21 protein-coding genes and 1 pseudogene are annotated in these 25045 nt (G+C 72.1%); 8 read left to right on the top strand and 14 right to left on the bottom strand.

From position 1 onward, the window contains the following. Nucleotides 1–664: 664 nt before the first annotated feature. Nucleotides 665–868, bottom strand: a complete 204-nt coding sequence (locus tag ABD223_RS24050) for a hypothetical protein (protein WP_344038685.1) — start codon at nt 866–868, stop codon at nt 665–667. A 296-nt stretch (nt 869–1164) separates the two neighbouring features. On the opposite strand from ABD223_RS24050, the gene ABD223_RS24055 reads away from it, so the two are divergent. Further along, a complete protein-coding gene (locus tag ABD223_RS24055) occupies nt 1165–2112 on the top strand; it encodes a helix-turn-helix domain-containing protein (RefSeq protein WP_344038686.1) in 948 nt (315 codons plus the stop codon). A 5-nt stretch (nt 2113–2117) separates the two neighbouring features. On the opposite strand, the gene ABD223_RS24060 is transcribed toward ABD223_RS24055, so the two are convergent. From ABD223_RS24060 to ABD223_RS24070, 3 genes are all read right to left on the bottom strand, one after another. Then, complete coding sequence (locus ABD223_RS24060) at nt 2118–2585, bottom strand: DUF4396 domain-containing protein (RefSeq protein ID WP_344038687.1); 468 nt, start codon at nt 2583–2585, stop codon at nt 2118–2120. Between the two features lie 61 nt (nt 2586–2646). Further along, nucleotides 2647–3483 (bottom strand): alpha/beta hydrolase, encoded by an 837-nt coding sequence (locus tag ABD223_RS24065; RefSeq protein WP_344038688.1) that lies wholly within the window; start codon nt 3481–3483, stop codon nt 2647–2649. A gap of 14 nt (nt 3484–3497) precedes the next feature. Next, nucleotides 3498–4430: an alpha/beta hydrolase gene (locus ABD223_RS24070; protein ID WP_344038689.1), complete on the bottom strand. Its 933-nt coding sequence runs from the start codon at nt 4428–4430 to the stop codon at nt 3498–3500. 1022 nt (nt 4431–5452) lie between these two features. Here ABD223_RS24070 and ABD223_RS24075 point away from each other — a divergent pair. Together ABD223_RS24075 and ABD223_RS24080 are read left to right on the top strand one after the other, a co-directional pair. After that, nucleotides 5453–5968: a pyridoxamine 5'-phosphate oxidase family protein gene (locus ABD223_RS24075; protein ID WP_344038690.1), complete on the top strand. Its 516-nt coding sequence runs from the start codon at nt 5453–5455 to the stop codon at nt 5966–5968. Between the two features lie 734 nt (nt 5969–6702). Then, the gene (locus ABD223_RS24080) at nt 6703–6837 is read left to right on the top strand and encodes a hypothetical protein (RefSeq protein WP_344038691.1); all 135 of its coding nucleotides are present in this window, start codon (nt 6703–6705) and stop codon (nt 6835–6837) included. A 107-nt stretch (nt 6838–6944) separates the two neighbouring features. Here the strand turns inward: ABD223_RS24080 and ABD223_RS24085 are convergent. The 9 genes and pseudogenes from ABD223_RS24085 to ABD223_RS24125 form a co-directional block, all read right to left on the bottom strand. Next, a pseudogene (locus ABD223_RS24085) lies at nt 6945–7833 on the bottom strand (IS5 family transposase). Nucleotides 7834–7880: 47 nt separating this feature from the next. Continuing rightward, nucleotides 7881–8390, bottom strand: a complete 510-nt coding sequence (locus ABD223_RS24090; RefSeq protein WP_344038692.1) for a hypothetical protein — start codon at nt 8388–8390, stop codon at nt 7881–7883. A gap of 218 nt (nt 8391–8608) precedes the next feature. Then, entirely contained in the window at nt 8609–9466 is an 858-nt protein-coding gene (locus tag ABD223_RS24095; RefSeq protein WP_344038693.1) for a phosphotransferase family protein, read from the bottom strand. Nucleotides 9467–9800: 334 nt separating this feature from the next. Beyond that, nucleotides 9801–11033 carry a lysyl oxidase family protein gene (locus ABD223_RS24100; RefSeq protein ID WP_344038694.1) on the bottom strand — a complete coding sequence of 411 codons (1233 nt, stop codon included), beginning with the start codon at nt 11031–11033 and terminating at the stop codon, nt 9801–9803. Nucleotides 11034–11207: 174 nt separating this feature from the next. Next, complete coding sequence (locus ABD223_RS24105) at nt 11208–12563, bottom strand: toll/interleukin-1 receptor domain-containing protein (RefSeq protein ID WP_344038695.1); 1356 nt, start codon at nt 12561–12563, stop codon at nt 11208–11210. A 108-nt stretch (nt 12564–12671) separates the two neighbouring features. Continuing rightward, entirely contained in the window at nt 12672–14825 is a 2154-nt protein-coding gene (locus ABD223_RS24110) for a tetratricopeptide repeat protein (RefSeq protein WP_344038696.1), read from the bottom strand. Nucleotide 14826: 1 nt separating this feature from the next. Beyond that, complete coding sequence (locus ABD223_RS24115; protein WP_344038697.1) at nt 14827–15390, bottom strand: hypothetical protein; 564 nt, start codon at nt 15388–15390, stop codon at nt 14827–14829. 4 nt (nt 15391–15394) lie between these two features. Then, on the bottom strand, nt 15395–18526 hold the full coding sequence (locus ABD223_RS24120) for a CHAT domain-containing protein (RefSeq protein WP_344038698.1): 3132 nt from the start codon (nt 18524–18526) through the stop codon (nt 15395–15397). Then, complete coding sequence (locus ABD223_RS24125; protein ID WP_344038699.1) at nt 18523–19332, bottom strand: TIR domain-containing protein; 810 nt, start codon at nt 19330–19332, stop codon at nt 18523–18525. The genes ABD223_RS24120 and ABD223_RS24125 overlap by 4 nt, the downstream gene beginning before the upstream one ends. A gap of 317 nt (nt 19333–19649) precedes the next feature. On the opposite strand from ABD223_RS24125, the gene ABD223_RS24130 reads away from it, so the two are divergent. Then, complete coding sequence (locus ABD223_RS24130; RefSeq protein ID WP_344038700.1) at nt 19650–20507, top strand: NYN domain-containing protein; 858 nt, start codon at nt 19650–19652, stop codon at nt 20505–20507. Nucleotides 20508–20558: 51 nt separating this feature from the next. Here ABD223_RS24130 and ABD223_RS24135 read toward each other — a convergent pair whose 3' ends face one another. Further along, complete coding sequence (locus ABD223_RS24135) at nt 20559–21590, bottom strand: LacI family DNA-binding transcriptional regulator (RefSeq protein WP_344038701.1); 1032 nt, start codon at nt 21588–21590, stop codon at nt 20559–20561. A gap of 225 nt (nt 21591–21815) precedes the next feature. Here ABD223_RS24135 and ABD223_RS24140 point away from each other — a divergent pair, with 225 nt between their 5' ends. The 4 genes from ABD223_RS24140 to ABD223_RS24155 all read left to right on the top strand — a co-directional run. Beyond that, the gene (locus ABD223_RS24140) at nt 21816–22874 is read left to right on the top strand and encodes a sugar ABC transporter substrate-binding protein (RefSeq protein ID WP_344038702.1); all 1059 of its coding nucleotides are present in this window, start codon (nt 21816–21818) and stop codon (nt 22872–22874) included. A gap of 2 nt (nt 22875–22876) precedes the next feature. After that, on the top strand, nt 22877–23917 hold the full coding sequence (locus tag ABD223_RS24145) for an ABC transporter permease (protein ID WP_344038703.1): 1041 nt from the start codon (nt 22877–22879) through the stop codon (nt 23915–23917). After that, a complete protein-coding gene (locus ABD223_RS24150) occupies nt 23914–24675 on the top strand; it encodes an ATP-binding cassette domain-containing protein (protein ID WP_344038704.1) in 762 nt (253 codons plus the stop codon). The genes ABD223_RS24145 and ABD223_RS24150 overlap by 4 nt, the downstream gene beginning before the upstream one ends. Before the next feature lie 28 nt (nt 24676–24703). Beyond that, nucleotides 24704–25045: PfkB family carbohydrate kinase (locus tag ABD223_RS24155; RefSeq protein WP_344038705.1), on the top strand; the 342-nt coding region annotated here is incomplete at its 3' end.

Genomic DNA, 25045 nt, shown 5'->3' on the forward strand with positions numbered 1-25045 from the left:
ATCCGCGTCGGACGATCGACCGCAGGTCCGCGTCGGAGAACCGAAGATGCTTGCCCACGAACGTGCACGCGACCTCTCGCCGTCCCGCCATCCGCCGCAGCCACGACTCCCGCACCGCCGACGGCTCGGCGGCCTGGGCGGGAGTGTGCAGCAGCCTGCACCGGGTTGCGGCCGGATCGTCGTCGAGCGCGACCTCGTGCTGCGATGCCGCTGACCTGGTCCTGCAACCGTCGGGCGAAGCAGCCGTGACGAGCCGTCGATCACCACAGGTGGAATGAGAGCCGTCGGACGCGTTCAAACCTGAAGCGGGCAATCGGAGTGACCGTCCCGCAGCTCGACGGAAGCGACATCGCGAATCGTGGCGCAATCCGCCGGATGGCTGCACACTCTGCTTGTGCGCCGCCCAACGGAGGTTACTTCCGTCGTCCTGGCTCCCAAGCTCGACGCGTTGCCCACGCAGGATGTGAAGTGGAACAACTTCGAACTGCTCCTCCGCAGGTTGACGCAGAGGGTTCGAGGACTGCAGGCAGATCCAGCGTTCCCCGACGAGCGCTTGGAACAATCTGCAAGCGTTGAGATCAGACAGTCTGTCGATCATGTCGCGACATCGCGCGCGAATGTCGTCATGACTCTGCCTGTAGAGCCGCACGACGACCGGACAGCGTCAGGGAGGATTCAGGCTGTCCTCCAGCCAGCGGAACAGGGTTCTGAAATGCTCGGTGAAGGCGGCGACGATCCGGTGGGCCGTGGCGGTGTCGGTCCGGTCGAGCGCGCGTGCGACGTGCGGGGCGAACCTGTGGGGTTCGCGAAGTACCGCGTGGATGAGCAGGCGGATGGCGGGATCGGAGGCACGGTGCCAGTGCGGCATCGTCCGGGTCGACGCCGTTGGACCTCTCGTCGGCACGCCTGTTGACGCCCTGGTTCAGGCACTCGGCCTTCCGGGTTCGGTCACGCCGCTGTCGTCCGGCGGCGATCGTGGTGACCTGGCAGTGGGCGTTTTCGTTTCAGGGGCGTTTCCGTCTGGTGCGTCGACGCGTCGGATCTTCGATAGCGGGCTTTTCGGGCGGCCGTCTTGTGGTGCCGGAGGGTTCGCGCATGTGCTTCGGGCATCGATTCATATAGCCTTTGCCGCACATCGGGGAGTCGCACGCTGGGCGGTGGGTCATGTTGCTGCTGGACACCTCGGTGCTGCCCGCCCGTGACCGGGTGGAGGCGTTCCGGGAGGCGCTGGTCAGCGGTTCCACCGGGAACCGCGTCGTGCACGAGGAGCCGCCGGAGGGCCTGTACGGCCGCATGGAGGGCACCCGGGTGGGTGGTCTCGCGGTGTTCACCTCGCACAACACCGGGTTCCGGCTGGTGCGCACGGGTCACCACGTCCGCCAGGACGACCGTGCGCTGATCGGCCTGGCGATCCAGACCCTCGGCGAGGGCCGGCTGGAGGTCGGGGACGACCAGCAGGCGGTCGGAGCCGGTGACCTGCTGCTCAACGACCTGACCAGGCCCCACGGCTACAGCTGGTCGGGCGTCGGCGCGGCGAAGACCATCATCTTCACCCACGACCAGCTGGGCCTGCCCGTCGACACGGTCCGCGCGGCGACGTTCCGGTTGCGGGCCAGCCCGCTGCACGACCTCGTGCACCGCCACCTCGCCACGCTGCACACCGACGCCGACCGATTGGCCTTCGACCCCGGCGCGCCCGCCCTGGCCAACGCGACCCTGGAACTGATCCGCGCCCTGTTCGTCTCCGCCGCGGGCAATCCCGCGGTCAGCCGACCGGTCCTGGCCGACACCCTGCTCACCCGTGTACTGGCCTACGCCCGCGAACACCTGGACAGCCCCGACCTCAACCCCGGACACCTGGCGCGGGTGCACCACGTGTCCGTGCGCCGTCTCCACCAGGTGTTCGAACGCGCGGGCATCAGCCTCGAACAGTGGATCATCACCCAACGACTCGAAGGTGCCCGCGCCGCGCTCACCTCGCCCGCCAACGCGCACCTGACCATCGCCACCGTCGCCCACCACTGGGGCTTCACCCAACCGACGCACTTCAGCCGTCGCTTCCGCGAGGCGTACGGCACCACCCCGCGCGAGTGGCGGCAGCGGCACCGGTGAGGCGGTCAGTGGTGCGCGGCGCGTGGCATGACGGCGTGACCCCGGCCTCGGGAGATGAGCCACCGGTTCACCGGCACGGTGACGACGAACGCGATGGCGAGCGCACCGGCGAGTGAGAGCCAGAACACCGCACTGGTGATGCCGGCGTCCATGGCGCCGGGGATGGAGACGAGGGCGAGGTTGTCGACCAGTTCCATGACGGCGATGGAGAGGGTGTCGGCGACGAGGGCGATGCGGATCGCCTGGCGCAGTGGCAGGCCGGTACGGCGGATGCGGCGTGCGGTGAGGGCGTAGCCGAAGGCGAAGGCGAGCGTGACGGACAGGGCGATGGTGGCGACGTCGCTCAAGCCGGTGGCGGTGCCGATGGTCATGCCGAGGACTTCGCCGATGGCGCAGCCGGTGAGGCAGTGCAGGGTGGCGCTGATCGCCGTGCCCCACCCGGCGTGCGCCGCGTGGTCGGTGTGCCGGCTCATCGGGGTTCCTCCCCGGGGATGGGCCGCCGGCGCCCGGTGCGGGCGCCGGCGGTCGTGGCGGTCAGTGGAAGCGCTTGACGAAGGCGAGCGCGGTGTCGCAGACCTCGCGCCACCCGCTGTCGATGGTCAGCGCGTGCCCGCGGCCGTGGATCTGCACGATCTCGGTGACGCCGGGGTTGTCCTGCTGCTTGCGGTAGGAGGCGTCGACGATCGCCCACGGCACGGTGTTGTCCTTCTCGCCGGAGATCAGCAGCAGCGGACCGCGCTCCGGGTTGCCGGTGTCGACCTTGACCTCGGTCCACGGGTTGAGGTTGGCCGCGGCGGCCTGGAACAGCGGCTCGCCCGGCGCGGGGACGGCGAACTCGTCGTACAGCCGGCGGGCCTCGTCCTCGCTGACGGCGTTGGCGAAGGAGTAGCGGAACTGCTCGTAGGTCAGCGGCACCGCGCGGTGGAAGTTGGCCGGGTTGCCCAGCACCGGCCGGGCCGCCCGCAGCGACGAGATCGGCAGCGGCAGCACGCCCCGGAACGGGGCCGGGTCGATCGCCACGGACGCGGCGGACAGGCCGCGGCCGGCCATGATCTGGGTGATCAGCCCGCCGAAGGAGTGGCCGACCACCGCGGGCTTGCGGTACAGCCGGCCGATCAGGTCGCAGAAGTGGTCGGCGACCTGGCCCACGCTCTTGCCCGCGAACACCTCGGGGTGGGCGTTGGCCTCGGCGACCGTGTCCGGGTCGTCGGGCCAGCCGGGCGCGATCGGCGCGTAGCCGGCCGCCTCGAAGACCGCGGCCCACCGGTCCCAGCTGCTGGGCAGCAGCCACAGCCCGTGGATGAACACCACCGGCGGCCTGCCACTGGCGTTGACCTCGTCGATGCGGGCCCGGTCGTGCGCTTCGGACATGGCGGCTCCCCCTTTCAGCGGGACTTCAGGACGGTGGACAGGAACGCGACGGCCTGGCCGATGGCTGCTTCGGCGGCGTGGGTCTCGCGCAGGGCGTTGAGCATCACGAAGTCGTGGATCACGCCCTGGTAGCGGACCGCGGTCACCGGCACGCCGGCCTCGCGCAGCTTGTTCGCGTAGGCCTCGCCCTCGTCGCGCAGCACGTCGGCCTCGGCGGTGATCACCAGCGCCGGCGGCAGGTCGCGCAGCTCCTCGGTGGTGGCCCGCAGCGGCGAGGCGGTGATCTCGGCGCGCTGCGCTTCGTCGGTGGTGTACTGGTCCCAGAACCACTGCATGGCGTCGCGGCGCAGGAAGTAGCCTTCGGCGAACTCGTGGTACGACGGCGTGTCGAAGGCCGCGTCGGTCACCGGGTAGAACAGCACCTGCCCCAGGAGCGGGACGTCGCCGCGCTCCTTGGCCAGCAGGGTCAGCGCGATCGCCATGTTCCCGCCGACCGAGTCGCCGGCCACCGCGATCCGCGACGCGTCCAACCCGTGCTCGGCACCGTGCTCCACCACCCACCGCGCCGCGGCGTGGTTCTCGCCGAGCGCGACCGGGTAGCGGGCCTCGGGCGAGAGGCTGTAGTCGGGGAACACCACCGCCGCCCCGGCGCCCCGCGCGATCTCGCGGGCCAACCGGTCGTGGGTGTGGTTGTTGCCGAACACCCAACCCGCGCCGTGGACGTAGAGCACCACCGGCAGCGGCCCGGTGGCGTCCGCGGGACGGAAGATCGTCACGGCCGGGTCGGCCAGTGCCTCCTTCGTCGTGCCCGGCACGGCGGCCTCGGGGCTCTGCACCCCGTCCACGGCGGCGCGCCCCTTGGTCGGGCCGAGGTCGAACAGGTAGGGCGGGTTGGCGGTGGCGTCGGCGAACGCCCGCGCTGCGGGTTCCAGCACTGGCTTGGTCATGCGCGTTACTCCTTCGGGCTGTGGAACACCGCAGACGGTGTCAGCCCGAACGGGTGAGAAGTGAACCGAACGCGCATACTCCTGAACCCACAGCGCAGCGGATGTTCGCCCGGCCGGGTCAAGACGAGTTCGCGCACGCAGGCAATCGGGCAGAACAGGACGTCAACGAGCGGTCAGCCTGGAAGACCTGTCCGGCATCGCCGCCATCACCAGCGAACTGGTCGACCGCCCCGCCGAACTGCTGCTCCACCTGCGCCGCCGCACCGAACCGGGGACCACCCGCCGATTCCACGCCGTCGACGCCTGGTACCCCCACCGGCTCGGCCTGCGCACCACCCCAGTCGACGAGCCGCGGATGAAAGCCGCTCCTGAACTGCTGCCGCTCATCGACGAGCTGACCGCACGACGCGAACCGGGCACCGGGACCCGACCTGGTCCTGGACGCCCTGTGCTCCCAGCTGGCGCTCGAAGGCCTCAAGCGCTCCCCCGCCGCCGCGGAAAACACGGCGAGGACGGTGAAGGACGGGTGCCGGCCCCTCGGAGTTCCCACGTCCTCGTAGGCGTCGAATCACGCTCGGACATGCCGGAGCAACCACCCGCCGGAGCCGCTTCGTCCGGTCGCCGACGGCCGCGCGGTGCGCTGATTCCGGAGAGCCGGTCCTGGACGGGGTGGTGTCCGGGGAATGCGGGCACCGAGGCAGGCGCGATGTGCCGTTCATGCGGCAACTCCCCGCCGACGCCTCGGATTCTGGTGGGCGGGTCGACTGCCGGAGGCCGGCCGGAACGTCGGCCTGGCGGCGGTTGTCGCGGCAGTGGCCATGTCCTGTTGCGAGCGTGTCGCGTTGCGACCAGCGGTCGGACTCTGTTGGCGCTGTATGAGGCGACATTAGATGATGAAAGGTGTCGACGACGGCCAGGTGCCGGCGTGTCGAGTTCGGTGAGGTGGTGTGACTCTGCGGCGCCGTCTTCGTCTGGTCGCCGCGCGAAGCTGAGGATGGTCCAGCGGTGGCTATCTTGGACTGATGCGTGAAACACCCGAAGAACTCGATGAGCTCCAGGCCCTGCTCGACGCCTCCCTGTCCCGCTCCACCGATCACCTCCGTTCGATCGTCACCGAGCACACTTTGACCGCCGAGCAGCTCACCCAGGTCCTGGTCGGCATGTGCACCCTCGCCCTGTCCACCGTGACGGCGAAGGGCGAGCCGCGGATCAGCGGCGTGGACGGGCACTTCCTGCACGGCAGGTGGTACTTCGGCACAGCACGCAGCGCCGCCAAGGCCCGCCACCTCGCGGCCCGCCCCGCCGCCAGCGCCGCGCACATGCGCGGCGAGGACCTGGGAGTGTTCACGCACGGCACGGTGGAGATCCTCAACCCCGAGGACGACGAGCCGGCCGTGGACTGGCCGGACCTGCTCACGTACTTCAAGGACTTCTACGGCGATCACTCCGAGTGGGAGAAGGACGTGTTCTACTACCGGCTGCGTCCGCACTGGATGACCGTCTACGCCCCCGACGCCGCGAAGCTCATCACCAAGTGACCACCGGCTCATGGAACAGGCCCTCTGGGCGGCTGGTGTCGAACTCTCCAACACCTGTGGGGTCCCGAAAGTCGGTTCGGCTCTGCGGTCGGTGACTTCGTGTCCGACGGTGCCGACGAGCCGTTCGGCGTGGGTGTCGGCTCGCGGATGGAGAACCGGAAGTCGTCGGTCCGGTCGCCGAGGTCCATGACTACGTTGCGGGCTTGTTGTGTGGTCCGTGCTCCGTCGGGGTTGGTGGTGGTGCCGGGATGTGGACGTAGCGGGTGGCGACGTCCACCGCGAAGAAGACGTACACGCATTCGAGCGTGACGGCGCGGTCGACGTGGAAGACGTCGCAGGCCGACAAGCCGGCTGCCCGGGCGCGGAGGAACCGTCGCCGGGAGGTGTCGGTGCCGCGCCGGGTGCGGGTGGGATCCGCGGGCGCTTGAGCGCGCGGCGGGTGGTCGAAGCGGCGACCCGGTGGGGGTCCGGTGGGGGTAGATCCACTTACTTCCTCGCGACCAGGCGTCGGTGCCATCGCAGGGCGGTGCCCGGCGTCACCAACCGGTGCTCACGCGGCAGTCGTGGCAGTCGGCGCACCACTGCGGCGAGTACCACGCGATCGGCCCACTCCAGCCGCGGGCGAGAGTCAGTCCGGCGCAGCACGGCGACCTCGTGCCGCGGCACCGGCAGTCCCACGTCCCAGGCCGCCGCCGACCGGGGACGACCGGCCAGGTACTGCCCATGACATCGTCGTGCTGAGCGCACCCACCGCGTTCCTGGACGAACTGCGCCAGGCCGCGGTGCCCGAAGCGTTCACCGAGCGAGACGTGACAGGGGAAACCAAGATCAACGTGGTCCGCGAAGGCCCCGATCCCGTCCGCTGCTGACGAGGCCGCGACGCCGGCATCCCAAGTTCGAACCAGAGGACGCTCATCGGCAGAAGCGGACGTTCTCGGAGCAGGTCCACGTGCCTTGTGATCGCTAGGGCGTGTCCTCAAAGCCAGATGAGCAGGGTGGCCAGGTCGATCATGCCTCGGTAGGAGGTGGCGGTCTTGTCGAACCTGGTCGCGATGGCGCGGAACTGCTTGAGCCGGTTGAAGCAGCGTTCGACCACGTTGCGGCGCCTGTAGACGCTGCGGTCGAAGGCCGGTGGGCGTCCGCCGGCCCGGCCGCGTCGCAGCCGATTGGCCCGCTGGTCGCGGCGTTCCGGGACGGTGGCCGGGATACCGCGTTTGCGCAGGTGGGCGCGGATGGCCTTGGACGAGTAGCCCTTGTCCGCGATCACCCGGCTCGGCCGCGTGGCGGGTCGTCCCGGACCGGATCGGCGGAACTCGATGCCGGCCATGACGCGGGTGAACTGGGTGCAGTCGTTGACGTTGCCGCCGGTCAGGACGATCGACAGGGGTCGACCGTGGCCGTCGCAGGCCAGGTGGATCTTGGTGGTGGGTCCACCGCGGGAGCGGCCGATGGCATGATCACCTGGCTCGCTGTGCCCGCCGCACGACCCGACCGCCCCCCGTGTGGGACGCGGTCGTGCTCGTGCGGCGGGCGCCGGCGGCGTGCTGGTGGGCGCGCACGATGCTGGAATCGACCGCGACCTCACGGTCGAGCTCGTCGACCGCCTCCGCCACGACGCGGACCTTCGCCACCAGGGTGGTCAGGGTGCCGTTGCGCGACCAGCGCCAGAACCGGTTGTAGACCGTCTTCCACGGCCCGTAGCGTTCGGGCAGGTCACGCCACGCGACCCCGGTCTTGGCCTTGAACAGCATCCCGTTGATCACCCGCCGGTCGTCCACCCGCGGACGCCCCTTCGCCCCCGAGACGGGCAGCAAGGGCTCGACGACCTGCCACTGCTCATCGGTCAACTCATGCCTACGCACCACAACCCAAGATCAAAGCAGATCGGCTACAACTGCTTTGAGGACAGGCCCTAGGCCAGGACGGTGTCGTCGTCCGGTACCCCGAGGTCCTGAACCCGGTAGGTGATGCTGGACGACGGGAGGTTCTTCACGAAGTACACCCGGGACGGGATGCCGGTCGACTGTCCGGGCCGCTCCGTCAGGCCCGTGCCCGCGAAACAGGTCCAGTCGATGCCCAGGACCTCTCCGACCAGTTCGCCGTGGTCGCCCCACCTGCGCTCGCTGGTCGTGCACTGCGAGTACCACCAATCCTGATCGTCGGCGTAGTAATCCCGGGGCGGGCGTCCGAGGCGGGCGAGTTCTTCGCCGGTCGGCGTGAAACGTGCCGTCCAGGCGATGGTGGAGTTGGCGACCTGCTCGAACGCGTCTCCGATCCACAGGTTGGACAGGACTTCGCGCAGGGTGCGATGCCGTTGTTCGTCGTGGTCCCCGACGAACACGTACTCGCGACGTGCTGCTCCGAGCAGGCCGTCAGGGGCGAAGCTCTCCCGCGGCACGAGGCGGACGGCCCTCGTGAGCATCGCTCGGCGGTCGTACCGCTGCCGTATCTCACCGGTCGGCATGGCCATTCGGTGTCGCAGCGTGCTCTTCAGTCGATCGGCGACACCGCCGAGTCCACCCGGCCTCGGTCGCCGATATCGCGTGCCTGAGACGCAGACCGTACGGCAGCTCGACAGCGGGCACCGGTTCGTCGCGCGGTTCGGCGAGCAGTTCGGTCAGGAACTGCGAGTGCGTTCCGCTACTCGGTGACGAGAGCACCGAGTGCGGGCCACGGTGGACCCTTGCGGAGCAGGGACAGGATGTTTCGGCCGTGCTGACGCCCGTCCGGGAATTCATCGTTGATGTCCCAGCGCCAGGCGGCGACCAGTGCGAGCACGAGCCGTCGGCATTCCGCGAGCAGGACTTGGTCGACGCCTGGGTAATGCGCGCTGACCTCTGCCGGCACGTGGGCCACGTCGAACTCGACGGGTCCGCGGCAGCACGTCTCGAAGTCGATGAACAGCAGGCCGTCACGGGTGTTGAGGAGGTTGCCGGGATGCGGTTCTCCGTGCAGCAGTTGCTCGGCGGCGCCGCGGTCGCGGATCCGTTCACGGGCACTTCGCAGCGTGCCGAGGAGGAGATGCCGGTCGGGCTCGGTGAGCGCGGGGGTGTTGTCCCGGTGTGTGACCAGTCGTTCGGCCTCTGCGACCCGGTCCAGGAAGTGCGGGGTTGCGATTTCGACGCTTCGCATGCCGGCGTGCAGGCGTTGGAGCGCGTCCGCGTAGGCGCCCGGGAAGTCCGGGTCGGGGGTCACGGCGTCGTAGTAGGTCCAGAAGGTCACGGCGAAGCCGTCGCGTTCGTGGACCCGCGGCTCGACCCGGGGCTCCAGCGCTGCGACGGGGCTCCCGGTTGCGGCGAGTCGCCCGGCGAGCTCGACCTCGAACGCGGCTACCTCCCGCCCCACCAGTGCCACTCGGGCGAAGGCGCCGCACGGCAGTAGACGCAGGGCGAGCATGTTCGAATCCTGGATCACGACCGCGTCGTCGACCGGCAGGTGCAACTCTTCTGCCAGTGCCGTCGCCGCGGCCGTCGCACGCGGAACGATCTCCGCCTCCACACCGTGGATCCTCGCACGTCCTCGCTCATCGGCATCGGATTGCGCGCCGGCGGGTCCGGCCTGTGGAGGCATTCCGGCGGCCGGCAGGTGGAGCGGGGTGTGGCCCACGTCGTCCAGGCCGGAGCGGTGGGTCGACCGGGCCGAACGTGGTGGCCGGCAGGGCGGCCAGGGTCTCCGGCGGCGCCGGGTCGTCTGACGTCGCGGTGCGTGCGCCGCGCGTGGAGCACCCGGTCGTAGGGTGCGGCCGGGGCGGCGGAGCAGCAGGCCGGCCGCGATGTCCGGGGCGAGGTGGTCGAGCGGCTCGGCGGCCTTGGCCGGCTCGGCCCGCTCGGAGTCAGCAGGGCACGGCGGGGCTGCCCAAGGCGGCTGCCGGCGTGCCGGTGGTGAGGCCGGTCAGCGTGATGGGTACGCGCACGCAGTTGTCGTCCTCGTCGAGTTCGCGCAGCTTGTTCACGGGGTCGATGCGGGTGACCAGCGCGTACGTGCCATCCGTCAGGCCGCTGACCTCGATCATCTGGTCGGGCAGCGCCCACCAGTACTCGTCCGCCCAGCCCCGGGAGATGCCGTTCTTGAAGGCGTCGACACCGGGAGGTGAGTCCGGTTCGGGGTCCAGGCAGCGGGGTGCCGGGTAGGTCTGCGGCGAGTTGCCCTTCCGGTCCCACCACACCAGTTCGGTGTCGGCCATGCAGAAGCCGTTCTTCTTCCCGGTGGCGGCGGGGGTGGTCCCGGTCGGCCTGCCGGTGACGTCCGCGGCCCACAGCTCGGAAACGGAGAAGTCCGCGAAGTGGTAGTGGGAGTGGATCGGGTGGTAGTGCATGGCGCCCACGGACTGGATGTCGGTGGAGGTCCCGTCGGAGCGGTGGACGCGTTGGGTGCCGGGCACCTCGTGCGGCCGTTGCCCGGCGGGCGTGCTGTAGCGGACGTCCACCGGACCGTCACCGGTGTTGGCCATGGCCTGGCCGAACCGCAGGCACAGCCGCGCGCCCTGCTCCTCGACCTCGCTGCGGAAGCACGACGAGCCCGGCTCGGCCTCGTCGTCGTAGAACGGCGGCGGCGTGCCGAAGGTCGCGAAGCGCTGCGGCAACGCCTCCAGGTCGGGCAGCAGGTCGCGCGGCACGGGGTTGGCGCGGGAGTCCTCGTTCTCGACCAGCCCCTCGTAGCGGACCGAAGGGGACGCCAAACCGGGCACGAACGGGTTCTGGAAGACGTAGACGGTGTAGCGCGCCGTGGCCTTGGGCAGCCACACCGAGCGCGACGTGCCGATCTGCGCGTCGGCCAGGGCGACCCGGCCACCACCCCGGTAGACGGCGAAGCCCAGGCTGTCGTCAGGGGTGGCGCCGACCGTGCGGATCGCCAGTTCGACCCCGCCGGACCGGTCCCGCAGCCGCGCGGGCAGCCGCACCTCGACCTCCGCCCGGTCGCACCCCGCCACCCGGCACTCCGGCACGTCCCGCACCCGGGGGTCGTCCAGGGCCACCCGGCCGCGCCAGGACTCCGACCGGTCGGAGTCGACCACCACCCCTGAACCGTGCGCCACCGCGGGAACCACGGCGAGCAGGAGCGACACCGGAACCACTGCGAGCAGACGCGCACCTCTCATGCCGACCAGCCTCCCGCGACGACGCGCCGACCGTCAGACGTCACCCCCGATTGGCTGATCCTCCGATCGGGGACATCACCGCCCGGTGGCGCGCGGCTCCCGGCAGTTCGAGGAGCGGGCAGCCGGCGCTCTGGGGCGCGGTCAGCTGCGCCGCCGGTCGAGCACCGCCCATCGCGATCGCAGTTCGGCCACGTGCTCGGACACCTCCTTCGCCACCGCCTGCCTCACCATTCGCTGCCTGCGGTACTCCAGCTCGACCGCCGCCGGCGCCAAACCTGCGGCGGGCATCAGGATCAGCGGGTGGAACCGCGCCGACCCGGCCGTGGCCGCGAGCCACAGGACCACCGCCGCGGCCGCCACCGGGTGGTCCGCCAACGCCCACGACACTCGGCTTCGCCTGCTGTCGTCCTCGAGGAGCGCCGCCCCGCGCAGCAAGTCGTCGATCGCCACCCGGCACCGCGCCCGCAGCCCGAACCCCAGCCGCTTGTCGGTCTGCTCCCCGTCGGCGAGTTTGAGGTCCAGCCTGGCCATGTCGGCTCGCAGCGCCTGGGTCCGCACCGGCGTGGACAGCGCGACCGGCCACTGCGCCAGGCGCCGCTCATCCCGCCGCCGACCCTTGAGCAGACCCGAGACGACGGTGAACGTGCCGAGCAGGCCGAACGCGGACACCCAGAACCCGACCTGCGCCGGATCCGCCGCCTCGACCAGGAGGAACACCACGACGACGACCCACGCGACGCCGAGGGGCAGCGCGACGCGCAGCGTGTGGTCGCGCCAGGGCAACGGGTGCGCGCTCGCCTCGGCCGAGTTCACCCCGGTGCCGGCGGCGAGGTTGAACAGGGCGACCACCGCCCACAACGCGAGCCCCACCACCGACACCACCAGCAGCTCCGGCGCGGGCGGCGCCGGCAGACCGGCGACGACGCCGACCGCCGCGGCCGCGCCGACGAGGTGAGGCGACCACCGGCGGGGCCGGGAGTTGCCCGTGCGCTCGGCCGGGAACTGCTCGAAGCCGTCGTCCAGGTGCAGCGCCAGCTCCTCGATCAGCGCGTCGGCGTCGTCCTGGGTGGTGAAGTGCCTGGCCTGGTGGCGCTTGACGCCCTCGATGCCGGTCGGCAGGCGCGTCAACTCGTCCTTGTGGCGCGCGCCGTTGACGAGCACGGGCACGATCCGCTTGCGCGTCTTCCCGTCGTCCTCCTCGATCCGCGCCAACGCGATTCGCAGTTCTTCGTGGACCCAGTCCGCCCCCTCCTCGCCCAGCCTGGTGAACAGGGTGTCGCGCCAGCCGGGGTGCACGACCGCGATGACGATCTGCGCGTCGTCCAGCCGTTCGCGGATGACCGGGGAGAAGTGCGAGCCCAGGTCGATCGACCGGGCGTCGAGGAAGACCTGTCCCTCGCCGAAGAACTCGCGCAACCGGTCGTGCAGCAGCCTGACGCGCCCCACGTGCTCGGGGTCGTCGGTGGTGATGCGGTAGTTGATGAAGATCCCGCCCAAGGCCGGACCTTCCCCGCTCGACAGGACCACGTGCCGGATCGCGGCGCCGGCGATCCACGGTGCACCCGCACTCGTGACGTTGGTGTCGACCGAAAGCGTGCCCGCGGGTCAACACGGGTCATCGCCGGGGAGAAGCGGCTCCGACCCCCCTTCCAGCGCCATCAGGCGCTGCGCGACCATCACGGCGTCGGGCGCCTCGGTGCGCCGGTAGAGCTCAAGGGCGGCGCGGTAGCGGCTGATGGCGACGGGGCGGTCGCCGCCCGCCAGCGCGGTGTCGGCGAGGCGGCGCAGGGCTGTGGCCTCTTCGTGGGAGCTGCCGGCAAGCCTGCTGTAGTGCAGGGCCAGGTGGTGGGCGACTTCGGCAAGGGCCTGGTTCCCCGCGGCGGCGTGGGCGTCGCCCAGGCTGGAAGCGGCTTGGGCCGCGTCCAGGTGCAGCTCCAGGGCGACGGCGACGGCGACCGCCTCGTCCGCGTGGGCGATGGCCTCGTCGAAGTGGTCCAGTTGGGTTTCCGTGCGTGACAGGGCGCGCAGCGCTATCCCGGTGTTGCGGGGCAGCGGCACCGACCGGTAGTAGGCCAGGGCCTCCCGCTGGTGGCCGGCGGCCTCGTGCAGTCGTCCCCGCCTGCGCAGCACCGAAGCGGCGTTGAGGCGGGAGTGCGCTCGTCCGGTGTCGTCACCGAGGTCGGCGAAGAGCTGTTCCGCCGTGGTGTAGTGGGCGGCGGCCTCGTCCAGCCGCCCAGCCTCGACCAGCGCCATGCCGAGGTTGTTGTGGGTCATGGCCTGGGCGAGCGCGTCACCGGCGCGCCGGGCCGCGGCCAGGGCGGCGGTGTGGGTGTCGATCCAGGCGTCGAGTCGTTTGGTGGTGTAGAAGAACCCGCGGAGGGCGAACGCCAGCCGCCACCGGGCGCCGTCCACCGCCGGTTCGTCCACCGCGCACAAGGCGATGAGGCTGGGCAGGGCGCGGTCGATCCAGCGCAGGGCGGAAGGCGGGTCCGGGAAGTCCGGGACCGGTGGGACGGGTCCGGGGAGGGAGGGTCGGAACCGCCCGGGGGTGAGGGCGTCGTCGGCGCGGTCGGCGGCGGCGGTGTAGTAGGAGAACAGGCGCCGGAGCAGGCGGGCGCGGTCGTCGGCGGCCAGTTCGGCGGCGTAGTCGCGCAGCAGCGCGTGGGCCTCGAACCGGCCCGGGGCGGTCTCCTCGACCAGGTGCGCGTCGGCCAGCGCCTCCAGCGCGCCGGCGGCCGACGGCGCCGGGATGAGCAGGGCGGCGGCGACCGCGGCGACGTCCAGCGGTCCGGGGTGCACGCCGAAGAGCCGGAACGCGGCGGCCTCGGTGTCGGGCAGCTCGGCGCAGGACCAGGAGAACACCGCGCGCAGCCCGGAGCGCGGGCCGTCGCCGCCGTCCATCACCCGCAGCGCCCACGGTTCCCCCGTCACCCCGATCCAGGGTCGACGCGCGAGCCTGCTGCCGGCTATCCGCAGTGCCAGCGGCAGTCCGGCACAGCGTCGGACCAGTTCCCGAACGCGGGGGTCGGCCGGGTCCGAGGCGGGGGCCAGGACCGCCGTGCCCTCGGGTTCCGAGAGGCGGGGCAGGGTGAGCGTGGCGACCGGGTAGTCCACCGGCAGCGCCCTCAGCGCCGAACGGCTGGTGAGCAGCACCGCGCACCGGGGATCGCCCGGCAGCAGCGGTGCGACCTGCTCGGCGGAGTGGACGTTGTCGATCACCAGCAGCAGGCGCGCGCCCGCGGTCCAGGTGCGGAACGTCGCCGCCCGCTCGTCGAGGGTGCGCAGCCGTTCCGGGCGCTGGTGGCCCAGTGCCCTCAGCAACCCGGCCAGCACCTCGAACGGCGAGCGCGGCCGGTCGGGCCCGTACCCGTGCAGGTCGGTGTAGAGCTGCCCGTCCGGGAAGCGCTCGGCCGCCACGTGGGCCCAGCGGACGGCGAGGGCGGTCTTGCCGACACCGGCGGTGCCGGTGAGCAGCGCGATTCCGCCGAGTCGCAGCCGCGCGTCCAACCAGGCCAGGTGGCGGTCGCGGCCGACCAGCGACGCCGCCGGGAGCGGCAGTTGCCTCGGGACTTCCCGGTGCGCCGGCACCGCGGGCGCGGTGTGGGTCAGGTGGACGTCGCCGCCGATGGCGCCCGCCTGCACGACGAAGCCGCCGGGCGCCCGGTCGACCCGGTTGCTGGTGGCCGAGCTCTCGGGCAGGGCCTCGCGCTCGTCGGCGTCCTCGGCACGCGGCGGTTGACGCGGTGTCTCGGCGGACATGTCAGTCGGTGGTGCCGGCGAGGTCGGCGGCGTGGAGTTCCACCGCGCGGCGACCCAGGAGCGGGATCCTGCCGAGCAGTCCGGTGAAGACGGCCTCGGCGCGCACGGTGATCCTGCTCGACACGGTCGCGGCGGACGTGGGCACGGTCGCGAGCAGCGCCACCCGGTGGTCCGGGTCCAGGGAGTGGCCCGCGTCGGCGTCGAAGACCCAGCGGGCGTACCGGAAGCGGGGGCCGGAGGCGCGGACGCGGTAGCCGGGGCCCGGTCCGCTGACCGGGGACACGGCCGCGACCTGCACGTCGGTCTCCGCGGCGAAATCCACTGTGACGACCACGGATTCCACCGTGCGGCCGCTGTCGGTGGCGAGGTCGCAGCGCAGGTCCCAACGAACGGCGGCGGTGCCATCGGTCAGCTCGTGGCGACGTGGCCGGGACCGCCACAGCGATGCCCGGACCCCGCCCACCCGGTTGGCGATCCCGGCCCGGTCGAGCAGGACGGCACCCTCGACGCGCTCGTCGAGGGCGGCTTCGTCGACGACGAGGTCGATGTCCAGCGGCTGGTTCACGCGGCTACCTCCAGTCACCGGCGAGCACGTACCCGCCCCAGTGGTAGAAGTGGGTGTCGGTCATCGCGCTCAGGGCGGCCCGTAGCGCCTCGGCGCGCGGCAGCAGCGGATCGGCGCGGTGGAACGCGGTGAGCACGGCACGGGCGGACTCGTCGTTGACCTGCCACTGGGTGGTCAGCACGGTGCGGGCGCCGCTGTGCAGCAGCGCCCGCACGAGGCCGACGGCCTCGTCGCCGGGACGGTGCTGGCTCACCCCGGTCTCGCAGCAGCTGAGCACGACCAGGTCGGCGCGCACGGCGACGGTGAGCAGGTCGGTGGCGGTCACCGTCCCGTCGGCCATCTTCACGCCGGAGGAGAGCCCGTCCACGACCGACGCCTTGGCGTGAGCGGCCACGTGCACGGCCGCTGACGAGCTCAGCGCCCGGGTCAGCGCCGCGCGGGTGGCGGCGCTCCCGGTGAGCGCCTCGGCGCCGACCGCCGCCGCGACCGCGTGCGCTTCCTCCAGGGCACGGGGCAGGGTGCCGTCCGGGTCGCCGAACACGGCGAAGGGCGGCCCTGATCCGCGTTCCCCGCCCAGGACGTGCGCGAGCACGGCAAGGCTGGGGACGTAGCAGACCGGGTTGCGCACCCCCAACGGGATGCCGGGTTCGACGTGGAGCGTGTGCAGGGGCAAGTCGTGCAGCGGCCCGTAGGGGACCAGGTAGACGACGTCGTCAGGTGCGGTCCAGTCCCGTGCCGCGGCCACCAGCGGCGCGAAGCTCTGCCAGGCGCCGGCGCCGCCGTCGGCGAAATCGTCCATGAGGGTGCGGACCCCGCCGCGCAGTCGGAACGTCGTCTCGGCGAAGCGGTCGAGGTCGGCGAGATCGACCGCGACGCGGGCGAGCAGCGGGCGCCCTTGATCGGGGTCCAGCCCGAAAACCACCGCCTGGTCGCCGTCCACGTAGTACTGGAGGACGGCGACCTTGCGGCCGTGCCGCCGGCGTTCCCGGCGCAGGAGGGCGCGGACCTCCTCCCAGGACGGGGGCCGGGAGCGACGCAGCGCGGCGTACCCGGCGGCGCCCCGGTCGGCCTCCTGTTCCGCGCACGGCGCCGGGGTGGCGTCGGCCGTGGGCGGGACCGCCGCGGCCAACGCGTCCAGCAGCGCGCGGCTCTTCATCCGCTCCAGCCACTCCAGGCCCAGCGCGGTGTCGCCGAGGCCGTGCACGGCGATGCGGAACCCGGTCTGGTACACCTGCTGCTTGTCCTGGACGAAGCCCATGGCCGACAGCTGCCGTCCGATGGTCGAGCCACCGCCGACGACGCCTCGCAACGCGTCGATCTCGCTGTCCACGGTGGTCAGGTGCTCAAGGGCGCGTTGGACGCGGGCGGGGTCGCCGTCGATGCGCGCGGCCTCCCACTGCGCGTTCGCCGACATGAACAGCGGCTCCCACGCGGACTGGGGCGTGTCGGCCCTCAAGAACCCGTCCCGGCTGCGTCGCAGCACCGCCGAGGCGGCGTCGTAGAGCTGTGTGGACCGGCGTTCGCGGGCCAGGAGCACCTCGACGGTGGCCTGGTGGAATCGGGTGAACGCCGCGTCGAGCCCCAGTCCCGCCTCGTCGGCCATCCGGACGGCGCCCTCCAGGACTTCGTGCGCCTCGTCGAGCCTGCCGTCCTGGACCAGGAAGAAGCCGCGCGCTTGGTGGGCGGCGACCAGCACCTGGGTCCGGGCGAGGGGCGACGGGACGGACCACTCGGCCACGGCCGCGTCCAGGTCGGCCTGGACGTCGGTGGACAGGCAGGCCCTGCCCGCGGCGCTGTTGAGCCGGGCACGGATGTGGGCGCGGTGGACCAGGTGGTCGCCGACCTCACCGGAGGGGCCCAGTGCGCGGGCGGCGGCGACAGCCCGGTCGGCGAAGTCGAGGGCGGCCGCGGGGTCGGGCTCGCCGTGGGCGAGTTGCGCCAGGACCTGCGGGGTGAGCGGGGTCGGGGCGACCGGTTCCAGGTCGGCCAGGGCCGCGCGCAGGTGCGCCCGCGCGTCGGCGTCGCGCCGCAGGAAGCCGAGCATGGAGGAGCGCAGCACCCGCAGGGCCACGCGCCCCTGCCGGTGCGGGGCGTGGGAGAACAGCTCGTCCAACAGGCGCTCGGCTCGATCGACGTCGCCCATGCGGAACGCGGTGTCGACGTCGGTGAGGCCGTGGACAGCCGTCGACAGGGGCCACTGGACGGCACTGCCGCCGTACCGGGCCCTCACCACCCGGTGAGCGGCGCCGTCGCCGCGGAGGGTGTGGAACACGGCCAAGGCGTTCCACACTTCGTGTTCCCAGTGCACCGCCCCGACGGCGCCGAATTCCGCGGCGCACTCCTCGGCCGTCGGGACGACGACGACAGACCCCCTGACCAGCAGCTGTTTGACCGCCGCCCACAGGGCGAGGTGCTCGCCGCAGGCATGGCCGCCCGCGGTGAGCAGCTCGGCGACGGCGGCGCACTCCGCCTTCAGGTCCTCGGCTTCGGCCAAGGCGCGGGGCAGGTCGAGCCGGAACCGCGCCAGGCGCAGCAGGCCCGCGCCGAGGGCGTCGTCGGCGGCGTCGGCGGCGAGTGCGCCGAGGGCGTCCACGGCGCCCGCGACCGTTTCCGACCCGGCCTCGTGGTCGAGGAGGCATCGGCGTTCCGCGAAAGCCCACGCGTCACGCGGCAGGCCGGCGTCCCGGTAGGCGTCTGAAGCAGCTGCCGCGAGGGAGGCCGCCTGCCGCAAAGCGGTGCGGGGCAGTTCGTCGTGCCGCACCATGGCGATGGTGCAGCGGGTCTGCAACCCGAGCGCCTCGGCGTGTGCGGCGGGCCCGAGCGCGGGGTCCGCGGCGGCTTCGGCCAACCGGCGGCCGGCTTCACCCAGGGTCGCCGGGGTCGCGTCCTGCGGGTGGAGGACGCCGAGGAACACCTGCCAGAGCCCCAGGACGGTCCGGTAGTCCTCGTCCAGCGCCCGAAGCGGGGTCCGCTCGGCGAGCTCACGTGCCGCGGCGACCCGTCCCCGGAGGACCTCGGCCCTCAGCGCCGCCAGCCGCACCTCGGGGTAGGCGGGGTCCTCCGGCGGGGTGGTGTCCGCCGCGGCGAGCAGGGCGGGGTGGCGGGCCTGCGCCAGCAGGTCGCGGGGACGGGTCACGGGAAGATCACCTCCGCCGTGACGTGGACGTGGGCGTGCCCGGCCAGTTCACCCGCGGCGACGAGGTGGAAGGCGGTGCGCTCCCCCGCCCGCACCTCGGCGGCCAGGCCACGGGCACACCCGAGGAGGACGTAGTCGTCATCGTGCACGGTCGCCTCGACGAGGGCGGTCACCGGGCCGGGCCCGGTGCCGGTGATCGTCCCCTCGACCACCCAGCCGCCCGCCGCCGCGCGCACCGCTGCCCCGCCGACCTCGAACGCGCCCGCCGCCACGCCGTCCACCGGGGTCAACTCACCCGCGGACAACCAATCCGTGCGGTCGTCGGTGCGGACCGCGCACCCTGCTTTGCGCAGCTGCCCGGCCAGGACGGAACGGCTCTTGGCCGATCCGTCCAACCGGACCACGAACCGGCCGCCGATGTCGGTGTAGGGGCGCACCGTCCCCACGACCGCGTACACCACCCGCTTGCGAAAGCGCTCGGCCATGCCCGCTTCGAAGATCACGTTCGGCCGCGCCTGCCCCGTGGTCCGCAATTCCGGGTCGTGCGGGCCGTCGGCGAACTCGGGCCGCAACCGCACCTCGTCGTCCGGGGAGAGCAGGACGAGCACCGCCTGCGCCTCGCCCATCGCCTTGTCGAGCAGGTCGCCGATGAGTGGTGAGGGATCCTCGGCCATGCCCAGCACCTCGGCCCATTCGACGGGCGCCAGGTCGAGCGCTCGGAGGAATTGGAAGACCTCCCGCCGCAACCGCTTGTCCCTGCCGTGCACGACGAACACCTTGCGACTGCGGCTGTGAGCGTCGACCATGCCCCGGATGGTGCCACCACCGGGCGCCGGCCTGGTAGGCGGCGACGTCCAGGCGTGATCGGACCGATTCGCGAAATAAAATTCATCTGTGATAAAAATTGGCCGCGCCGATGAAAGCCCGGTTCGCGAAGTGAACTTCACCGACGTCGAATCGAACGTGGAGCAGCGTCCACCATCACGTCGGGCATTGCCTTCGCCCGGGTCGGCCCGACGAGTGGTCGCCGACCCGGCCGGGGTGGTGGACGTCGGGCCGTCGCCCTCCCCCGAATATCCTGGGCGCCGGCTGCCTGCCCGTGCCAGGGGCCGAGGTCGACCTGGTGGAGGAAGCGCTCGTGCGCATCGGTGTGTTCTACGACGGGACGTGGTTCGCGTACCTGAGCGACTTCTACGCGACCGTGCACCCGCGGGCGGCCCGGGTTTCGCTGGACGGCTTCCACGACGCGCTGCGCTGGCACGTCCACACCGAGACCGGTCTTCCCTTCGAGGAGTGCGTCGTGGCGGAGGCGCACTACGTGCGCGGCCGCATCGACACCCCGGCGACGTCCTTCGACACGGCCCTGGCCGCGGCCGGCGTCACGCGGCACGACCTCCCGCTGCTGGGCGGCAAGGAGAAGGGCGTGGACGTCCACCTGGCACTGGAGGCGTGGGACCGGGCCACCACCTCGCCGTTGCAGTGGGTCGTCCTGGTCACCGGGGACGCGGACTTCGCGCCGCTGGCCGGCAGGTTGACCTCGCGCGGGGTCCGCGTGGTCGTGCCGGTGGTCGAGACCCGGATGCCGTGGTTCCCGTCCTCGTCCCCGCCGAAGTGGACGCCGCGCACCGCCGCGCCCCTGCGCGCGGCGGCGACCTCGACGCCCGCGTTCGACGACCTGTTCGCGCCCGCCGACCGCGCCGACTCCCCGCTGCGGTCCCCGTTCGTGCGCTCGCGGGAGGCCGTGGCCTCCCCCGCGGGCGCCCCGCGCGGCCGTCGTCGCGGCACCGTGACGGGCTGGCAGGCGGGGCAGCCGCACGGTTTCATCACCGACACCCGCGGCGGATCGTGGTTCGCCTCCCGCGACGACCTGACGGGGAGCCGGACCATGCTGCCCACCGGGACGTCGGTGTCGTTCACCGGCTCCCCCACCCCGCCGCCGGGGCACAAGTACCCGCGGGCCCAGTCGATCCGGCCCGAATGACCCGAGCCCGGTTGGGCGGTGCCGCGCCGGGCGCCACCGCGACCTCGTCGATCAGCCCGGGGGCGGGACCTCCCCCGAGCCGCGGTGGACGAGGGTGGCGGGGACGACGGCGTGGGCGGGTGGCGACTGGTCGCCCGCGATGCGGGCGAAGATCAGCTCCGCGGCCCTGCGGCCGAGGGCGGGGACGTCCTGGCGCAGGACGGTGACACCGGGGTCGAGCATGTCGGCCAGGGGGAAGTCGTCGAAGCCGATGAGTGCGGTGCGGTGGTGCAGCTCGCGGTCCCGCAGGGTGCGCATCGCGCCGACGGTGACCAGGTTCTGGGCGGTGAACAGGGCGGTCGGGGGTTCGGCGAGGTCGAGCAGGGTCGCGGTGGCGGTCTGGGCGGCGTCGGGTCCGTGCAGGTCGGTGCGGATGAGTTCCTCCCGCAGGGTGAGGCCGGTGTGGGCGAGGCCTTCGAGGTAGCCGGTGTAGCGCTCCTGGCTGGTCCACAGGGTCTTGCGGTCGCCGAGGAAGGCGATGCGGCGGTGGCCGAGGCCGGCGAGGTGGAGCACGGCGTCGCGGGAGCTGTCGCGGTTGGTGGTGGTGACGCTGTCGGTGCCGTCGAAGGTGGGCGGGCGGTCGACGAGGACCATGGGGGTGCCGCGTTCGCGTTCCTGCTGGAGGGCGTCCTGGTGGCCGCCGGCGGCCATGACGACGATGCCGTCGACGCGGCGGGTGGCCAGGGAGGTGAGCAGTTCGCGTTGGAGGTCGGGGTCGTCCTCGCTGCTGCCGGCCAGCACGAGCACGCCGTCCTGCCGGGCCCGGTCCTCGACCGCGCGGAGCAGGGCCGCGTCGAAGGGGTTGGACAGGTCTTCGAGCAGCACGCCGATGGTGGCGCTGCGGCGGTCGGAGCGGCGCAGGCTGCTGGCGGTCAGGTTGGGGCGGTAGCCGAGGGTGCGGGCGGCGGCGCGGACGCGTTCGACGACCTCCGAACCGGCGCCGGGCAGGTCGTTGATCACCCGTGACACCGTCTTCGTGCTGACCTTGGCGAGTGCGGCGACGTCGCGCATGGTCGGTTCGCGCCGGGCACTCCGTGCGTCCATGGTCCTCTGCTCCATCCTGCGTAACGCTTGTGTAACGGCAGCTTGTCGTGACCTGGACCACGAAGCTAGCGTCAACGATGACTTAACGAAAGTCCCGCTTCCCCGGACGGTCCCCTCGGACCCGGAAGTGCGGCGTTTTTTACTGCCACTTGCGTAACGGCCGTTCCGAACGAAAGCCCTTCGTCACCGGCGGCCGGTTACGTCAACGTTGACGTTGGAGGAGACATGACCGGACGGGCGCGCAGGGGCGTCAGGCTCGCGGCGCTGGTGTCGGTGTCGTTGTTGGCGTCGGCCACCGGGTGCGGGGACGGCGGCGGGGACGGCGCGGCCGGCGGCGGCACGCTCGTCGGGTTGGTGACCAAGACCGACACGAACCCGTTCTTCGTGAAGATGAAGGAAGGCGCGCAGCAGGCCGCGGGTGGCACCGGCGCGACCGTGCAGTCCTTCGCGGGCAAGCAGGACGGTGACAACCAGTCGCAGGTCGACGCGGTGGAGAACCTGATCGGCGCCGGGGCCAAGGGCATCCTGATCACGCCCAACGACTCCAAGGCCATCGTGCCGTCGGTGGACAAGGCCCGTCAGGCCGGGCTGCTGGTGATCGCCCTGGACACCCAGCTGGAGCCGGCCGACGCCGCCGACGCGACCTTCGCCACCGACAACCACCGGGCCGGGCTGCTGATCGGGCAGTGGGCCAAGGCGAGGTTCGAGGCCGAGGGCAAGCAGGCGAAGATCGCGCTGCTGGACCTCAACCCCAACCAGGTGTCCGTGGACGTGCAGCGCGACCAGGGCTTCCTGGAGGGCTTCGGCGTCGACGTCGGGGACAAGGGCCGGATCGGCGACGAGAGCGACCCGCGCATCGTGGGTCACGACGTCACCGACGGCGCGCCGGAGGGCGGCCGCACGGCGATGGAGAACCTGCTCCAGAAGGACCCCGGGATCAACCTCGTCTACACGATCAACGAGCCGGCCGCGGCGGGCGCGTACGAGGCGCTCAAGGCGGCGGGCAAGGAGAAGGACGTCACCATCGTGTCGGTCGACGGCGGCTGCCCCGGCGTGGAGAACGTCGAGGCCGGGGTCATCGGCGCGACCTCGCAGCAGTACCCGCTGAAGATGGCCCAGCTCGGCGTGGAGGCGATCGCGAAGTTCGCCCAGGACGGCACCAAGCCGCAGAACACCGCCGGCAAGGACTTCGTGGACACCGGCGTCACCCTGATCACCGACCAGCCCGCCGCCGGCGTGGAGTCGAAGGACTCCGCCTGGGGCCTTGAGAACTGCTGGGGCTGAGCATGTCGACAACCCTGTCCAAGAGCCATTCGCCCGGCGGGAACCCGCTCGGCGGGGACGACGCCAAGCGCTCGCCCCTGGCCCGGCTCCAGCACCTGCTGCACTCCCGGGCGACCATCGGGCCGGCCGTGGTGCTGCTGGCCTCGGTCGTGGTGTTCGCGCTGCTGTCCGAGCGGTTCCTCACGCCGGGCAACATCTCCCTGATCCTGCAACAGGTCGCGGTCGTGGGCACGCTCGCCGTGGGGCAGACGATCGTCATCCTCACCGCGGGCATCGACCTGTCCTGCGGCGCGATCATGGTGCTCACCTCGATCGTGATGGCCAAGGTCGCCGCCGACACCGGCCTGCCCGGTCCGCTCGCGCTGCTGCTCGGGTTCCTGGTCGGCACCCTGTGCGGCCTGCTCAACGGCCTGCTGGTGACGCGGTTGAAGCTGCCGCCGTTCATCGTCACCCTCGGCACGCTCAACGTCTTCCTCGCGCTCAACCTCTGGTACTCCGCCAGCGCCACCGTCCGCGGCACCGACATGCCCCCGCTGCTGCTGTGGACCGGCCAGACGGTCAACCTCGGCGGCACCCGCGTCACCTACGGCTCGATCATGATGGTGCTGCTGGTCGCGGCCATGGCGTTCGCCTTGAAGAACACCGCCTGGGGCCGCCACGTCTACGCCACCGGCGACGCCCCGGAGGCCTCCCGCCTGTCCGGCATCCGCACCGGCCGGGTGCTGCTCAGCGTCTACGCCACCGCCGGCGCCGTCTACGCGCTGGCGGCGTGGGTGCTGATCGGCCGCATCGCCTCGGCCAGCCCCCAGGCCGGGCAGCTGGACAACCTCGACTCCATCACCGCCGTGGTCATCGGCGGCACCAGCCTGTTCGGCGGTCGCGGCGCGATCGTCGGATCGCTGATCGGCGCGCTGATCGTCGGCGTGTTCCGCAACGGCCTCGCCCTGGCCGGGGTGGACGTGCTCTGGCAGACCATGGCCGTCGGCGTGCTCATCATCGTCGCCGTCTCGCTCGACCAGTGGATCAGGAAGGTCAAGCCATGACCACCCCCGTGCTGGAGGCCCGCGGCCTGGTCAAGCGCTACGGCCGGGTCACCGCGCTGGCCGGCGCCGACCTGGAGCTGCTGCCCGGCGAGATCCTGGCCGTCATCGGCGACAACGGCGCCGGCAAGTCCAGCCTCATCAAAGCCCTCTCCGGGGCGGTCGTGCCCGACGAGGGCGAAATCCTCGTCGACGGCACGCCGGTGTCGTTCACCTCGCCGATCGACGCCCGCGACGCCGGCATCGAGACCGTGCACCAGTCCCTGGCCGTCTCCCCGTCACTCGACATCGCGGCCAACCTGTTCCTCGGTCGCGAACGCCGCCGCAAGGGCGTGCTCGGCTCGGTGTTCCGGATGCTCGACCGCAACGGGATGCGCGAGGAGGCCCGCCGCCGGCTCGACGCCCTGGGCATCATGACCATCCAGAACCCCGGCCAGGCCGTCGAAACCCTCTCCGGCGGCCAACGCCAGGCCGTCGCGGTGGCTCGGGCCGCCGCCTTCGGCAGCCGTGTCGTGATCATGGACGAACCCACGGCGGCACTGGGCGTGCGCGAGTCCCGCGCCGTGCTCGACCTGGTCCTCCAGGTCCGCGACCGCGGCCTGCCGGTCATCCTCATCAGCCACAACATGCCCCACGTCTTCGAAGTCGCCGACCGCGTCCACATCCAGCGCCTCGGCCGCCGCAAGGCCGTCGTCGACCCGAAGACCACCTCCATGTCCGACGCCGTCGCCATCATGACCGGCGCGATGGAGGTGTCATGAGGCGCCGCCTCGGCAGGGGGAACCCGTCATGATCGTCGTTGGCGGCGAGGCGCTCGTCGACCTGGTGCCCGACCGCGTCGGCGGCTACCGGCCCCTGCCCGGCGGCAGCCCGGCCAACACCGCCGTGGGCCTCGGCCGGCTCGGCACGCAGACCGCGCTGCTGGCCCGCCTGGCCGACGACCGCCTCGGCGCGCTGCTGCGCGACCACCTGGAGACCTCCAACGTCGACCTCGGCTTCGCGGTCACCTCCACCGCGCCGACCACCCTCGCCGTCGTGGACGTCGACCAGGACGGCGTGGCCGACTACTCGTTCTACGTCGACGGCTGCGCCGACGGGGGGGGGGGGGGGGGGGCGACCACCCGGTCCACG

It is taken from the genome of Saccharothrix xinjiangensis (assembly GCF_039527585.1).
GTDB classification, from domain to species: domain Bacteria; phylum Actinomycetota; class Actinomycetes; order Mycobacteriales; family Pseudonocardiaceae; genus Actinosynnema; species Actinosynnema xinjiangensis.